At 58.3% G+C, this 13318-nt stretch carries 12 protein-coding genes and 1 tRNA gene; 8 read left to right on the top strand and 5 right to left on the bottom strand.

All coding sequences use genetic code 11. From position 1 onward, the window contains the following. Positions 1-6: 6 nt before the first annotated feature. A complete protein-coding gene (sfsA, locus tag DXY31_RS09325) occupies positions 7-771 on the bottom strand; it encodes a DNA/RNA nuclease SfsA (protein WP_114993506.1) in 765 nt (254 codons plus the stop codon). Between the two features lie 81 nt (positions 772-852). On the opposite strand from sfsA, the gene murJ reads away from it, so the two are divergent. Continuing rightward, positions 853-2460 (top strand): murein biosynthesis integral membrane protein MurJ, encoded by a 1608-nt coding sequence (gene murJ / locus DXY31_RS09320; RefSeq protein ID WP_114993652.1) that lies wholly within the window; start codon positions 853-855, stop codon positions 2458-2460. Here murJ and DXY31_RS09315 read toward each other — a convergent pair. Genes DXY31_RS09315 through DXY31_RS09305 form a run of 3 tightly spaced genes read right to left on the bottom strand, consistent with a single transcriptional unit; the run spans position 2447 to position 3311 of the window. Continuing rightward, entirely contained in the window at positions 2447-2710 is a 264-nt protein-coding gene (locus tag DXY31_RS09315; RefSeq protein ID WP_066905031.1) for a cytochrome-c oxidase, read from the bottom strand. The genes murJ and DXY31_RS09315 overlap by 14 nt on opposite strands. A gap of 25 nt (positions 2711-2735) precedes the next feature. After that, complete coding sequence (locus tag DXY31_RS09310; RefSeq protein WP_114993505.1) at positions 2736-3026, bottom strand: DUF3181 family protein; 291 nt, start codon at positions 3024-3026, stop codon at positions 2736-2738. A gap of 30 nt (positions 3027-3056) precedes the next feature. Continuing rightward, on the bottom strand, positions 3057-3311 hold the full coding sequence (locus DXY31_RS09305; RefSeq protein ID WP_114993504.1) for a hypothetical protein: 255 nt from the start codon (positions 3309-3311) through the stop codon (positions 3057-3059). A gap of 92 nt (positions 3312-3403) precedes the next feature. On the opposite strand from DXY31_RS09305, the gene DXY31_RS09300 reads away from it, so the two are divergent. From DXY31_RS09300 to DXY31_RS09270, 7 genes are all read left to right on the top strand, one after another. Next, positions 3404-3477 (top strand) — tRNA-Arg (locus DXY31_RS09300). A 103-nt stretch (positions 3478-3580) separates the two neighbouring features. Beyond that, positions 3581-4870, top strand: coding sequence for a serine hydroxymethyltransferase (gene glyA, locus DXY31_RS09295; protein WP_114993503.1), 1290 nt, complete (start codon positions 3581-3583; stop codon positions 4868-4870). A 90-nt stretch (positions 4871-4960) separates the two neighbouring features. Then, on the top strand, positions 4961-6106 hold the full coding sequence (locus DXY31_RS09290; protein ID WP_114993502.1) for an MraY family glycosyltransferase: 1146 nt from the start codon (positions 4961-4963) through the stop codon (positions 6104-6106). Continuing rightward, positions 6072-7370: a competence/damage-inducible protein A gene (locus DXY31_RS09285; protein ID WP_371639279.1), complete on the top strand. Its 1299-nt coding sequence runs from the start codon at positions 6072-6074 to the stop codon at positions 7368-7370. Before DXY31_RS09290 ends, DXY31_RS09285 begins: the two co-directional genes overlap by 35 nt. A 43-nt stretch (positions 7371-7413) precedes the next feature. Beyond that, the gene (leuC, locus tag DXY31_RS09280) at positions 7414-8817 is read left to right on the top strand and encodes a 3-isopropylmalate dehydratase large subunit (RefSeq protein ID WP_114993501.1); all 1404 of its coding nucleotides are present in this window, start codon (positions 7414-7416) and stop codon (positions 8815-8817) included. A gap of 63 nt (positions 8818-8880) precedes the next feature. Beyond that, the gene (locus DXY31_RS09275; RefSeq protein WP_114993500.1) at positions 8881-9495 is read left to right on the top strand and encodes a 3-isopropylmalate dehydratase small subunit 2; all 615 of its coding nucleotides are present in this window, start codon (positions 8881-8883) and stop codon (positions 9493-9495) included. Positions 9496-9575: 80 nt separating this feature from the next. Continuing rightward, the gene (locus DXY31_RS09270) at positions 9576-10046 is read left to right on the top strand and encodes a pentapeptide repeat-containing protein (protein ID WP_114993499.1); all 471 of its coding nucleotides are present in this window, start codon (positions 9576-9578) and stop codon (positions 10044-10046) included. 12 nt (positions 10047-10058) lie between these two features. On the opposite strand, the gene DXY31_RS09265 is transcribed toward DXY31_RS09270, so the two are convergent. Continuing rightward, the gene (locus DXY31_RS09265; RefSeq protein ID WP_114993498.1) at positions 10059-13301 is read right to left on the bottom strand and encodes a DUF3769 domain-containing protein; all 3243 of its coding nucleotides are present in this window, start codon (positions 13299-13301) and stop codon (positions 10059-10061) included. Positions 13302-13318: the final 17 nt, after the last annotated feature.

Below are 13318 nucleotides of genomic sequence, written 5' to 3'. Positions count from 1 at the left end.
CCGTTGCTACCGAATTACTGATTGGCTTGGCTTGACTGGCCGTTGGCCTTCCCAAAGAATTCGGTCGATCTGGAAGCTGAAGGCACAGGGCAACACCTCAACACCTGCTTTTGAGGCCTCCCGGAACAGTTCGCCATAGCGTGGATCAGCACTATCTCCAGGGGCGAAGTACGACACATCGGGGCGGCTCAGGCAGGGCACCAGCACTCCACGTGCATCAGGAAGTACGCCCATCAGCTCCTGCAGGTGTTTTTGTCCCCGTTCGGTCACTGTGTCGGGGAACAGAGCCATCGGCCCGTCGCACCAGGTGGTGTTTTTTACCTCCAGGTAGATCGGGCGTTGGTCAGAGGCCCCCTGTTCCGGAGTGAGCAGTAGATCAATGCGGCTGCGGCGGTTCGCTCCGTAGGGCACCTCAGCACGGATCGCGCCGATGGGTCCCAGCGCAAAATTGAGGTGACCGGCCTCAATGGCTGCTCTGATCAGCCGATTGGGGAGAGCTGTGTTGATTCCGACCCAGCAGGAAGTTCCATCAGCGCTCGGCACTTCCGCCTGTTCCCAGGTCCAGGCCAATTTGCGCTTGGGGGAAGGGGCATAGCGCATCCTCACTCGTCCTCCAGGGTGGAGCACACCGGTCATCGGTCCGGTGTTGGCACAATGAGCTGTGACTACTGAGCCATCCGTGAGTTCCACGTCAGCCAGAAAGCGTTTGTAGCGCTTGATCAGCACGCCCTCTGTCAGAGGGGTGAACTCAAGTAGAGGGGTGCCGGTCATGGAGGCGGGCTTGCTGGCGCCATGGTGCCTGGCGATGGACCGAAGATCTCTTTCAGTGATGGCAAGGTTCAGCGGGCATCGATGGGGAGATCTCTCAAGCGCATTGCTCTGGTGGTCACCTATGGCACCTTGCTCAGCAAAGCGGGAGGTCTGATCCGTCAGCTGGTGATCGCTGCGGCCTTCGGCGTGGGCGCGGCCTACGACGCCTACAACTACGCCTACATCCTTCCCGGTTTCCTGCTGATTCTGCTGGGGGGGATCAACGGCCCCTTTCACAGCGCGATGGTCAGTGTGCTCAGCCGCCGGCCGCGGGAGGAAGGAGCCCATATCCTCACCACACTGAACACCACCGTGAGTGCCTTGTTGCTCGTGGTGACAGTGACGTTGGTCCTGGCCGCCGATCCTTTGATCACGCTCGTGGGTCCCGGGCTGACTCCAGAACTGCACCGTATTGCGGTGGCCCAGTTGCAGGTGATGGCCCCCATGGCCCTGCTGGCAGGTCTGATCGGGCTTGGCTTCGGATCGCTGAACGCCGCTGATGAGTTCTGGATCCCCGCCATCTCACCGCTGATGTCGAGCGTGGCTCTGGTTCTTGGTGTGGGTTTGTTGTGGTGGCAGCTCGGCGCTGAGATCGCACTGCCCCTGAATGCCCTCTGGGGGGGCGTGGTTCTGGCGCTCTCCACGCTTGTTGGGGCTCTTCTGCAGTGGCTGCTTCAGCTTCCTGCCCTGGCCCGCCAGGGGATGGCGCGCTTTCGTCTTTCCTGGGACTGGAGTCATCCCGGAGTCCGTGAGGTCTGGCGGGTGATGGGCCCCGCCACGCTGTCGTCGGGAATGCTTCAGATCAATGTGTTCACCGATATGTTCTTTGCCTCGGGCATCCTCGGTGCTGCGGCAGGCCTGAGCTACTCGAATCTGTTGGTGCAGACGCCTTTGGGTCTGATCTCCAATGCGCTGCTGGTGCCTTTGCTGCCAACGTTCTCCCGGCTCACGGCTCCGGAGGACCGCCAGCCGCTGATCGCACGAATCCGGCAGGGACTGATGCTGTCGACGGCTTCGATGCTTCCGCTTGGTGCGTTGTTTCTGGCCCTGTCGACGCCGATCGTTGCCCTTGTCTACGAACGCGGCGCTTTTGATCAGAAGGCTGTGCAGTTGGTGACGGGCCTGCTGATGGCCTATGGGATCGGCATGCCCGCTTATCTGGGCCGGGATGTTCTTGTGCGTGTTTTTTATGCCCTTGGTGATGGAACAACCCCTTTCCGCCTCTCGATGGCGGGGATCGGCCTCAATGTGATCTTTGACTGGGCACTGGTGGGTGGTCCTTCCCCGTGGGGACCTCAGTTCCCAATCAACCTCGGGGCCCCCGGACTGGTGCTGGCGACAGTTCTGATCAATCTGCTCACATGCCTTGCTCTACTGCTGGCTCTGCAGAAGCGACTGGGGGGACTGCCGCTGCGTGACTGGGGACTCGACTCACTCAAGCTCACCCTTGCGGCTGTCGCTGCGGGATTGGCGGCTTGGGCGCTCAGTGTCGGCGTTGCCTGGAATGAGGACTTCGTTGGCAGACTCTTCCAGGTTGGGCTTTCTGGTGCCTTGGGATTATTGGTGTTTGTGCTTTGCGCGCAGGCCTTCGCCGTCCCAGAGGTCAGCGAAATCACTGCAGGTATCGCCAGGCGTTTCAGGCGTCGTTGAGCCGAACTTCGCGCTCTTCCCGTACCTGGATCGGTAGCTCAAGGTGCTGGCGACCCACCAGCTGAGGGCCTTGCACGGAGAGGATTCTTGCTTCGATTCCAAATTCTCGAAAAGCCGTGTCGATTTCCTGGATCAGGGCTTTTTCCACCTGTGCTTCGGGATCGACCACCTTGCCGATCAGCCGCTCACCCAGGCGACCGAGGCGTTGACGCACTACGTCGCGAGCATTGGTGACCTCGATGATGAGCACGAGCACTCCCTGAAGGTCAGCAACCTTATCGGCAGTGGTCCTCGAGAATCTGCTCCAACTCCGAAAGTTGAGAGGACGGCAACAAGCGTGAAAGTGGCAGTCGACTGCTTCCAGCGCCGATGGGGACCTGCACTGCCTCCAGTGCTCGCCGAGCACAGACGGCTGGCCCTTGGTCCAGCAGAGCACTGCATTCAATGGCGAGCGTCTCAGCTAGGCCGGCATCACCGAGGTAAAGATGCCAGCCAGCGATCTGAAGATAGAGCCGGTCACTCAGTGCTGCAGTGAGGTCTTTCAGGTCAGCCGCATCCAGAGTCATGGTGAGAGGGCGTCTTGAACCATCGTGCCGTCAGGATTCAGGGCTGTCCGCATCCTCAATGGGACGTTGCTTCAAAACCACACCTAGGTGAATCAAGAGGGCGGCAAACCAGATTTCAGTGAAGAGATCCAGGTGATTCCATGGCTGCCGCATCGACTGGACAAACCAAAGACCGCTATTCACAGCAGCGAAAGCCCCCGCATGCAGTGTGAAATTCACAATCCGGCTGAAGTGCCGATACCTGGGATCCGTGTTGTCACCGGTGCCATACCAGCGGATGGGCATTGGGAAGTGTCGTTGCAGTGCAACGATTCTGGCGCGCTGATGTGCCCCAGTTGACGAACGGCACCTTCGTGGGGTCAGATGGTGTGACGCCAGCGCTTGTAGCTCAGCGGATTAGAGCATCTGACTACGGATCAGAGGGTCGGGAGTTCGAATCTCTCCAGGCGCGTTTGCGAAACTGCCTTAGGGCAGTTTTTTTTTGCTCACGTCCTTTCACATCACGTCACTGCAGGGCTCGTTGCTTACGATTCGGGCAAAGCAATACGTAACGCATGGCAGATTTCGCTTCGGCCCCGATCAATGCCTCTCTGGCATCGTCCGACCTGGCTATTGCTGGTCTGATTGATCAGGAGCAGAAGCGCCAGGAAACTCATTTGGAGCTGATTGCCTCCGAGAACTTCGCATCCAGGGCAGTGATGGAAGCTCAGGGTTCCGTGCTAACCAACAAGTATGCAGAAGGGCTGCCAAGCAAGCGCTATTACGGCGGTTGTGAGCATGTCGATGCGATTGAAGAGCTTGCGATCGAGCGTGCCAAGCAGTTGTTCGGTGCAGCCTGGGCCAATGTTCAGCCTCATAGCGGTGCTCAGGCGAACTTTGCCGTCTTCTTGGCACTGCTTCAGCCCGGCGACACGATCATGGGTCTTGACCTCTCCCATGGAGGCCATCTCACCCACGGCTCTCCTGTCAACGTCAGCGGCAAGTGGTTCAACGTTGTCCAGTACGGCGTCGACAAGCAAACCCAGCGCCTTGATATGGAGGCGATCCGCGCATTAGCGCTCGAGCAGAAGCCGAAGCTGATCGTGTGTGGTTATTCCGCTTATCCCCGCATCATCGATTTCGCAGCGTTCCGCGCGATCGCTGATGAGGTGGGTGCCTACCTACTGGCAGACATGGCTCATATCGCCGGGCTTGTGGCTGCTGGTGTTCATCCAAGCCCTGTCCCCCACTGCGATGTTGTAACCACCACCACGCATAAAACATTGCGCGGTCCCCGAGGCGGCCTGATCCTTTGCCGCGATGCGGAGTTTGCCAAAAAATTTGACAAAGCAGTGTTTCCCGGTAGTCAGGGCGGCCCTTTGGAGCATGTCATCGCTGCTAAGGCGGTCGCTTTTGGAGAGGCTCTGCAGCCCTCGTTTAAGACGTACAGCCAGCAGGTGGTGACCAATGCTTCCGCTCTGGCGGAGCGCCTGATTGAGCGGGGCATTGATGTGGTGAGCGGTGGCACCGAGAACCATGTGGTGCTACTCGATCTCAGGGGGATCGGCATGACCGGAAAGGTCGCAGATCTGCTCGTGAGTGATGTTCACATCACGGCCAACAAAAACACCGTTCCCTTTGACCCTGAATCTCCCTTTGTGACCAGCGGCCTGCGTCTCGGCACCGCTGCTCTCACCACGCGTGGGTTTGATGCTGCAGCCTTCCGTGAAGTGGCGGATGTGATTGCTGACCGCTTGCTCAATCCTGAAGACGACACCATTCAGGGTCGCTGCCTAGAGAGGGTTGCCAGCCTTTGCAGGCGTTTTCCCCTCTACGCCACCGCCGCGGAGCCGGCGCTTGCCTGACTGGACCAAGGTCCACTGGATCCTGCACAGAGGTCTGCCTAGGATTATCTTGTTTCTCCCTCTTTAGGGTCGCCACCTCCGGAGTTTTTTTTGACTCTCGCGAGTTCTCCCCTCGCAGTTGCTGTCGGGATCTTCGTCACGTCGACGTTGATCACCACAGCGATTGCGCCTTTGGTGAGGAGACTCGGACTCAGGCACGGCTTCACCGACACCCCCGACGATCGCAAGCAGCACAGTATTCCGATGGTCCGTCTCGGCGGCGTCGCGATGGTGCTCGGGTTTTGTTTTGCGCTCGGCTTGACGTGGTTACTGGGCGGGTTTGGCCTGTTGAGCGCTGCACGCGATCAACTCATCTGGACAACCCTGGCGGGATCACTTTGCTTTTTTGTGATCGGCCTGGCTGATGATCTCTTCTCCCTCTCCCCCTGGCCGAGATTGGCTGGTCAGGTGGCAGTGGCTGTGGTGGTCTGGTCACAGGGAGTTCAAATTGGTGCGATTGACCTCCCTTGGCTCTCCAGCAGCGCCGAAGCCGTCATTCTGCCGGATGTGATCAGTCTTCTGGCCACCGTGATTTGGCTTGTCGGCATCACCAATGCGATCAACTGGCTGGATGGGCTTGACGGGTTGGCTGCCGGCGTCGCCGGGATCGCTGCGATCGGTCTGGTGTCAGTCAGTTTTTCCCTGCATCAGGTGGCAGCCGCTTTCTTGGCAGCATCTCTTGCTGGATGTTGTCTTGGATTTCTCAGACATAACTTCAACCCCGCCCGTATCTTCATGGGCGATGGAGGTTCCTATTTCCTGGGATTCAGCCTCGCGGCGATCAGCATCGTTGGGCCTGCTAAGGGACTCACCACGGTCAGCTTGCTTTTGCCGCTGCTGATCCTTTCCCTTCCTCTGGCAGACATGTCAGCGGTGATCATGGGGCGCTTGCGCTCCGGCCGTTCACCTTTTTATCCCGATCGTCGTCATCTTCACCACCGTTTACTACGTGCAGGATTCAGTCATCGCAGAACTGTTCTACTGATTTACGTGTTCACGCAGTGGTTGGCGTCCATCGCCATGGTGGTGGCCAATGTGGAGATGCGGTTCCTTTGGCTGGCTTTGGCCACAGCGATTCTGGTGGGAACCGTGATGGTGATGCAGCGCCATCGCCAAAGTGATATTGCGCTTGAGGAGTCTGAGCAGGAACCTCAAGAAAAGTGTGCCCAGTCGTGCTGTTCGGATTCCCGTGGCTGAAGCACCACCTCCCTCTGGGGTGGAGATTCTGTGCATCGGAACCGAGCTGCTGCTCGGCAACATTCTTAACGGCAATGCACGCTGGCTTGCAGAGCAATTGGCAACTCTTGGGTTGCCTCATTACCGCCAAACCGTTGTGGGGGACAACCGTGAACGTTTGATCGCTGAGGTGCAGGCCATCTCCCGTCGTTCACGGGTGCTGATCACCACCGGTGGTCTGGGTCCGACGCCCGATGACCTCACCACCGAAGCAATTGCAGCTGCATTCTCCACACCGTTGGAAGAACGCCCTGAGGTCTGGGACGACATCACCGCCAAAGCACGCAGTCGCGGCAGGGAGGCAGGACCCGAGACACGCCGCCAGGCTTTATTGCCGCTCGGTGCGGCTCTTCTTCCCAACACCACTGGAACGGCTCCAGGAATGATTTGGTCCCCGATACAAGGATTCACGGTGCTCACGTTCCCTGGGGTGCCCAGCGAGATGCGGGCGATGTGGCAGCACACTGCTGTGCCCTGGTTTCAACAATCTGGGCTGTCCAAAGGAGTGTTCAGCAGTCGATTGATGCGGTTCTGGGGTATCGGTGAGTCCACCTTGGCTGAGCAGCTGCATGATCTGCTTGATCAGACCAATCCCACGGTGGCTCCCTATGCCGGTGGTGGTGAGGTCAAGCTGCGAATCACGGCCCATGCCCCAGCCGAAGTTGAGGCTTTGCGGCTGCTGGACACCACAGAATCTGAGCTGCGACAGCGCACCGGCAAGCTCTGTTTTGGCTGTGATGAGCAGTCGCTGGCTTGCGTGGTCCTCGAACAGCTACGCCAGCGGAAGCAAACGCTTGCGGTCGCCGAATCTTGCACCGGCGGTGGGCTGGGGGCTGAACTCACCGCGATCCCAGGATCCTCAGATGTTCTGCTGGGAGGAGTGATCGCTTACTCGAATGCTGTGAAACAGCATTTGCTCGGTGTTTCAGCCGAGCTGCTTGAGCAGTTCGGAGCGGTCAGTGATCCTGTGGCTCAAGCTATGGCGGAGGGTGCACGACGTGTCACAGGGAGCGACTGGTCGATGGCAATCACGGGTGTCGCCGGCCCCGGCGGTGGTTCAACAGAGAAGCCAGTCGGGTTGGTCTACATCGCCGTTGCCGGCCCCGATGGTTGTGCCAGTCAGCCCATCCGTTTGGGCGAAAGTCGTGGCCGGGACTGGATCCGCACCGTGAGCGTTGGTGAGGCACTCAATCGATTGCGGTTGCGTCTGATGCCGATGGTGTGATGGATGTCGGCCGTTAGGGTTAACAGTTGACGGCTGGCATCGAATGAGCAGCGGAACCCTCTACGACAAGGTTTGGGATCTGCATTGCGTCGCGGATCTTCCTGGAGGTGCTACACAGCTGTTCATCGGTCTGCATCTGATTCACGAGGTCACCAGTCCTCAGGCCTTTGCCGCTCTGGATGACAAGGGCCTTGCAGTGCGCTGCCCTGAGCGCACAGTGGCCACTGTGGATCACATCGTTCCGACCATCAGCCAGGAGCGACCGTTTTCTGATCCGCTGGCTGAGGAGATGCTCAGCACCCTTGAGCGTAATTGCGCGCGTCATGGCATCACCCTGAATGGGCTTGGGAGCGGTCGTCAGGGAATCGTGCATGTGATTGCACCTGAATTAGGTCTCACCCAGCCGGGCATGACGGTTGCCTGCGGTGATTCCCATACCTCCACTCATGGAGCTTTTGGCGCGATTGCCTTCGGTATCGGCACGAGCCAGGTGCGCGATGTGCTCGCCAGTCAGAGCCTTGCCATGAGCAAGCTCAAGGTGCGTCGCATTTGGGTGGAGAACCGCCTCAGTGATGGAGTTTTCGCCAAGGACCTGATCCTGCATGTGATTCGCACCCTGGGTGTGAAGGCTGGTGTTGGTTACGCCTATGAATTCGCAGGGCCTGCGATTGAGGTTTTGTCGATGGAAGAGCGGATGACTCTCTGCAACATGGCAATTGAGGGAGGTGCACGCTGCGGGTATGTCAATCCAGATCAGATCACCTTTGATTATCTGAAGGGTCGCGCCGAGGCTCCAGCCCCGGAGAGTTGGGACCGTGCTGTCGCCTGGTGGCTTTCACTTGCGTCCAATGATGATGCGAGTTTCGATGATGAAATTCGCTTCGATGCTGCTGCTATCGCTCCCACGGTGACCTGGGGCATCACACCTGGACAGGGCATCGGGGTCGATGAGCGCGTACCGATTTCCGAGCAGCTTGACCCGGCCGACCGTCCGATTGCCGAAGAGGCCTATCGCTACATGGATCTGGCTCCTGGTCAGCCCATTGAAGGAGTGCCTGTTGATGTCTGTTTCATCGGCAGTTGTACCAATGGTCGCCTCAGTGATCTTCAGGCCGCCGCTGCTGTAGCTCGTGGTCGGCATGTTGCCGACGGCATCAAGGCTTTTGTGGTGCCAGGTTCGGAACAGGTGGCTCGTGCCGCGATCAAAGAAGGACTTGATCAGGTGTTTCGCGACGCAGGTTTTGAGTGGCGTGAGCCTGGCTGTTCGATGTGTCTAGCCATGAACCCTGACCGTCTTGAAGGCAGCCAGATCAGTGCGAGTTCAAGCAACCGCAATTTCAAGGGACGTCAGGGTTCCGCCAGTGGGCGGACGTTGTTGATGAGTCCGGCCATGGTTGCAGCAGCTGCCATCGCCGGACGGGTGAGCGATGTGCGTCAGTTGCGCTGAGAACGCACTGCATGCCGTCCCATTCAGCTTTTGACCACTTATCCCCACACTGATTGTTCTGTGATGACTGAGACCATCGCGTTCCCTCAGGGCCCGATCGACCGTGTGTCGGGGCGTGGACTGGTGCTGCGGGGTGATGACATCGATACCGACCGGATCATTCCAGCAAGGTTTCTCAAATGTGTGAGCTTTGAAGCTCTGGGGGAACAGGCCTTTGCCGATGACCGCAAGGAATTGGCGGGTGCACACCCGTTTGACCAGGCGGATCATCAGGGGGCATCGATCCTGGTCGTTAATGACAATTTCGGCTGTGGTTCAAGTCGTGAACATGCGCCGCAGGCACTGATGCGCTGGGGAATCCGTGCCGTTCTGGGCGTTAGTTATGCCGAGATCTTTCATGGCAATTGCCTCGCCCTGGGAATTCCTTGTGCCACGGGCACAGTTGATCAGATCCAGGCTCTTCAGGATGCTGTAGCGGCGGATCCCTCTGCTGAATGGACGCTCGATCTTCAGGCGCTCACCTTCAGTGATGGATCAACGTCTCAGACCATTTCTCTGGCTTCAGGTGCTCTGGACATGCTTCGCACCGGCCAGTGGGATGCCACAGGGCAGCTCGTGGCGAGAGATGCGGAGCTGACCCGCACGATGGCGGCACTGCCCTATTTGCACGGTTTCTGAGTTTGGCGGGCTATTCACATAAACGGCCCACGGCAAACAGCGACCAGATTGTCTAAGACTGAGACAGAGGCACTGCTGCCATGAATCAGTTCCGACCTGTTCCGCTAGCTGCTGTCCTTCTGGTCAGCGCACTGACCCCCGTCGTTGCGAAGGCTCAACCTGTTCAGTCATTGCTTGTGCAGCCTCATGGATCTGCCAGGGAGCGATTGCTGAATAGTGGGGCCTGTTTCGGCTGTGATCTGCGCTCGGCTCGTTTGCAGGGTGCCCACCTGATCGGCGCTGACCTTCGTGATGCCGACCTCCGCAACGCCGATCTGCGTGAAGCCAACCTTGAGGGTGCTGACCTGAGTGGAGCCCGTCTCGATGGTGCCGATCTGCAGGGAGCGCAACTCAGTAATGCGGATCTCTCGGGAACTGATCTACGCCGTGCTGATCTCCGTGGAGCTGTGGTGATCAATGCCTATGCGCCGGATGTACTCACCGATGGAATGCGTTTTGCAGGCGCAGACCTAACCGGCAGCCATCTGATTTATGGGGGTGGACCGAACTAAAGCGGGTTCTGCTCAGAATGGTCGCCTTTCAAGTTCGTTAGGCAGATTGCGTGGTGTGTAAGGGATGAAGGGCAGGCCGGTCCCTGTGAAGTTGAAGTCATTCAGACGGAAGCGGAACCCGCCGATGCCTTCATAGGGGTTGAAGTAAAAACCAAGGTCATAACTGCGCCGCTGCCAGCGCAGCTCAATGTTGGAATTGATCACACTGCCGTAGAAGGGGGAATTGGGATCAATGTTCACGCCGACTCCGGCATTCAGAAGCAGCGGCCCAGCAATCTGCTGAGTGATGCCGATGCCGAGAGTTGCGAGGTCTACCGCTTGGTCAAATTCAAACGGACTGTCTCCGTTTTTAAGGGTGCCGCCACCGGCGATGGACAGTTGGGTGTAGTCAAGAAAAGGCTTGCTGAATGTGCCCAGCGTGAGCGTTGGTCCGCCGGTAAGGCTGAGCGTGCTCTGATTCTTCCCATTACCGAAAGCAGCAAGAGAAGTGTTGATATTGGTGCGCAGTGTGAGACCGGGCACGATGGCTACTGGTGAGTAGCGATAAGCCGCTTCTGGGGTGAGCGCAGCAGGTTTGCCGCGCCAGAGTGGATAGCTGCTGTTCAGCGACCCATAGAAATTGGCGCGAGTGGTATCGATGAGGTTGGTGCTCGTGAAGCTCTCCGCTTGGTAATTGCCGAGGCCAAAACGCCAGATGTAGTTATTGGAGAGCTTGCCCCATGTCCAGTCGCCCTTCTGCTCCGCGAAGGCGCCGTAGGCGCTGTAGACGTCGGTCTCACCAAGTGAGCCGTTCCAGGTTCGGTATCGATAGGCGCCGAACAAGCGGGTCTCCACTTCGCCAAGCAAGGGCAGCTTGATGAAGCGATTGATGTCCCCCCAGAAACGGCTGCCGTTCATGAAATTGCTTGGATTCAACGTGCTGATATCCGCTTCTGCTGTGGCGTCCCAGCCCAGTACTTCAGCCCTGAGTTCGGCCTCCAGGCCAAACAGGTCACCGATGGTGTTGTCCTGTGTGACCTTGGAGCTGTCGATGGATGTCCCTGGAGCGACGTAGCTGTTGTTTTTTCCGTCAATGGCTCGCTGAGCCAGGAACTGAGGTTGCAGATCGAGGCTGATGTTGTCTGTCAGTTCGATGGACTGAAGCTCACGGCCAATGAAGAAACCACTGCGATCTTCGTTGTCGATGCCCAGTACCCACCGGTTCACAACCTCCTCTTCTTTCTGAATTCTCTGTGTTCTGGAGACAGGAATGGGGAGCCGTTCTTCAACAATCAGGCGGTTGCGTTGGCTCTTGATCAAGATGTCTCCGTTTTCCTCTTCCGTGGCCACCACATCCTCAGCATCGATACGGGTCTGAGCCGGTGTATAGGGGTCATTGGTGAAGCTCATTCGGTTGGCTGTCCATCCCTCGGGGGTGAGGCGCACCTGGGCTGCCTGAATTCGCCAGCGACTAATTTCTCCCGTGAGTAACTTCGACTTTCCGCGAGTTTTGAGCTGCGAAGGTTTCACTCCGCCGTAGCGATTGGCGGACAGCACTTCGCTGTTGCGCACGTTGTCACTGACGCCCTCGTTTCGTTCGATCACCAACCGCTGCTGCAGCTGGATACTGCTGATCCGTTGGTCGATAGCAGCGATGGCCGCGCTGCGAAGCTTCTCTTGTTCCTTTAGCGAGAGATTCGAGTTTTCAGGCTTCGCAGAAAGTTGTGCCACATCTGCAGCGGCAGAGTTGGCCTCTGCTTCACGCAAAGGATTCCCTAGGGTGATGTTTTCGAGTTGTGCGCTCAGGCTTTCTGATTGGGCTCTTGCTGCGCGCTCGGAATCAGGGCAACCCAGCGGTGGGGGGGCTTCGGGAGCCAGTGGCTCAGGTTCATCCTGCCCCCAGCGGTAGCGCAGGCCGATCAAGTAAGCGTTGCTGCCTTCCTTCACGCCGCTGAAAGTCCCGAAGGCTCCGGAGCGGTGGTGGATCCGTCCCACCATGGAAAGCTCCGGAGACACAGCTGCTTCCAGTTCGAAAGCGAGGTAGTTGAGCAGATTGGCGTAATTCTCGCGGTAAGTGCGCTCGTAATTGCTGACCGCAGAGTTGTAGCTGATGCCTTCGACGAAGCCGAAGCTGAGCCAGGGTTGCACCCACAGGCGAGCACCAATGCCGAGGATGCCCTCGCCGAAGGTCTGGGCCGGGGTATTCGCGTTGGGAATGGTCTGATTGAACGGGCCCCCTTGCTGTTCATAGGCCTGGTGGGCAAACAGATCAGCCTCTAGCTCCAGTTGCAGCGGACCTGCTCGCCAGATGCGCTTCTGCATGCTGACGCCAAGCAGATACTCAGGACGCATCCGACCGTTGAACAGGAATGTATCGCCGAAGTTGGAATCAATCATTTGTCCGCCCCAGGCTGTTACAGCCCAGGGGTGGGGGTGCCAGTTGGGAATCGGTGGGATGGCTGGCGGGCAAGCCATTCCCTCGTCGGCCTCTCTTTCTGGACCACTGGGCATCGGAACCAGCCATTCTTCGCTGGGGAGCGGCTGCTCAACGGTCCAGAAGCTCTCATCATCTCCCTGAGGGCTAACGCGATTGGCAGTGGATGATTCCAGCTCAATGTCGATGGCTGATGGGAATCCCAGGCCAGTGCTTTCAATGACAGGCAGCAGCCTGGTTTGGCCTGGATCCTCTGCAGGGACTTGACCTGATGGCGGAGCGTTGGCAGGCGGGGCTTTTGGGTTGCTTGCCATTGGGTTGAACTCAACAGCAGCGGTATCCAGATCGAGAACGCCATAGACGTCCTCCATCGAACCGCTGCCCTGGATCAAGCTGAATCGCAGGCTGCTGGCCTGAAAATACTGAGCACCCTTGCGGTAACGAACACTGCCGCGAGCGAACAGGCTGTTGAAATTCGTGTCGAACTCCAAGCGATCCGCTTGCAGCTCTCCTCCATTGAGCACAGCAGTCACGTTGCCTTCGGCTACGAAAAGCTGACGCCTGGCGTCGTAGGTCTGGCGGTCGGCCCTGAGGCGTAATTCAGGTGGAGGCTGTACGACTGAACCAGGCTCTTCAACCTCGGCTGCCTCTGCCGCTGCCTTTGCCTCGGTTGTCAACGCTTCAATATCGCCATCTGTATCGACGGATGATTCCACCCGCGCGGGTGGAATCACTCCGAAGTCGATCAGGTCTTCAATACCTTCGGATCGCGCTGGACTGCCTAGGACTGCAGCCACAGCCAGAAGTCCCGTGATCGTGATAGGAGATCGGGAAGCTGGCAAATCCGCTTAGGAGTGGC

Origin of the sequence: Synechococcus sp. UW179A (genome assembly GCF_900473965.1) — a bacterium.
Taxonomy (GTDB): Bacteria; Cyanobacteriota; Cyanobacteriia; order PCC-6307; family Cyanobiaceae; genus Synechococcus_C.
The sequence above is the reverse complement of the archived record's forward strand: the minus strand, read 5'-3'. Positions and strand labels throughout refer to the sequence as shown.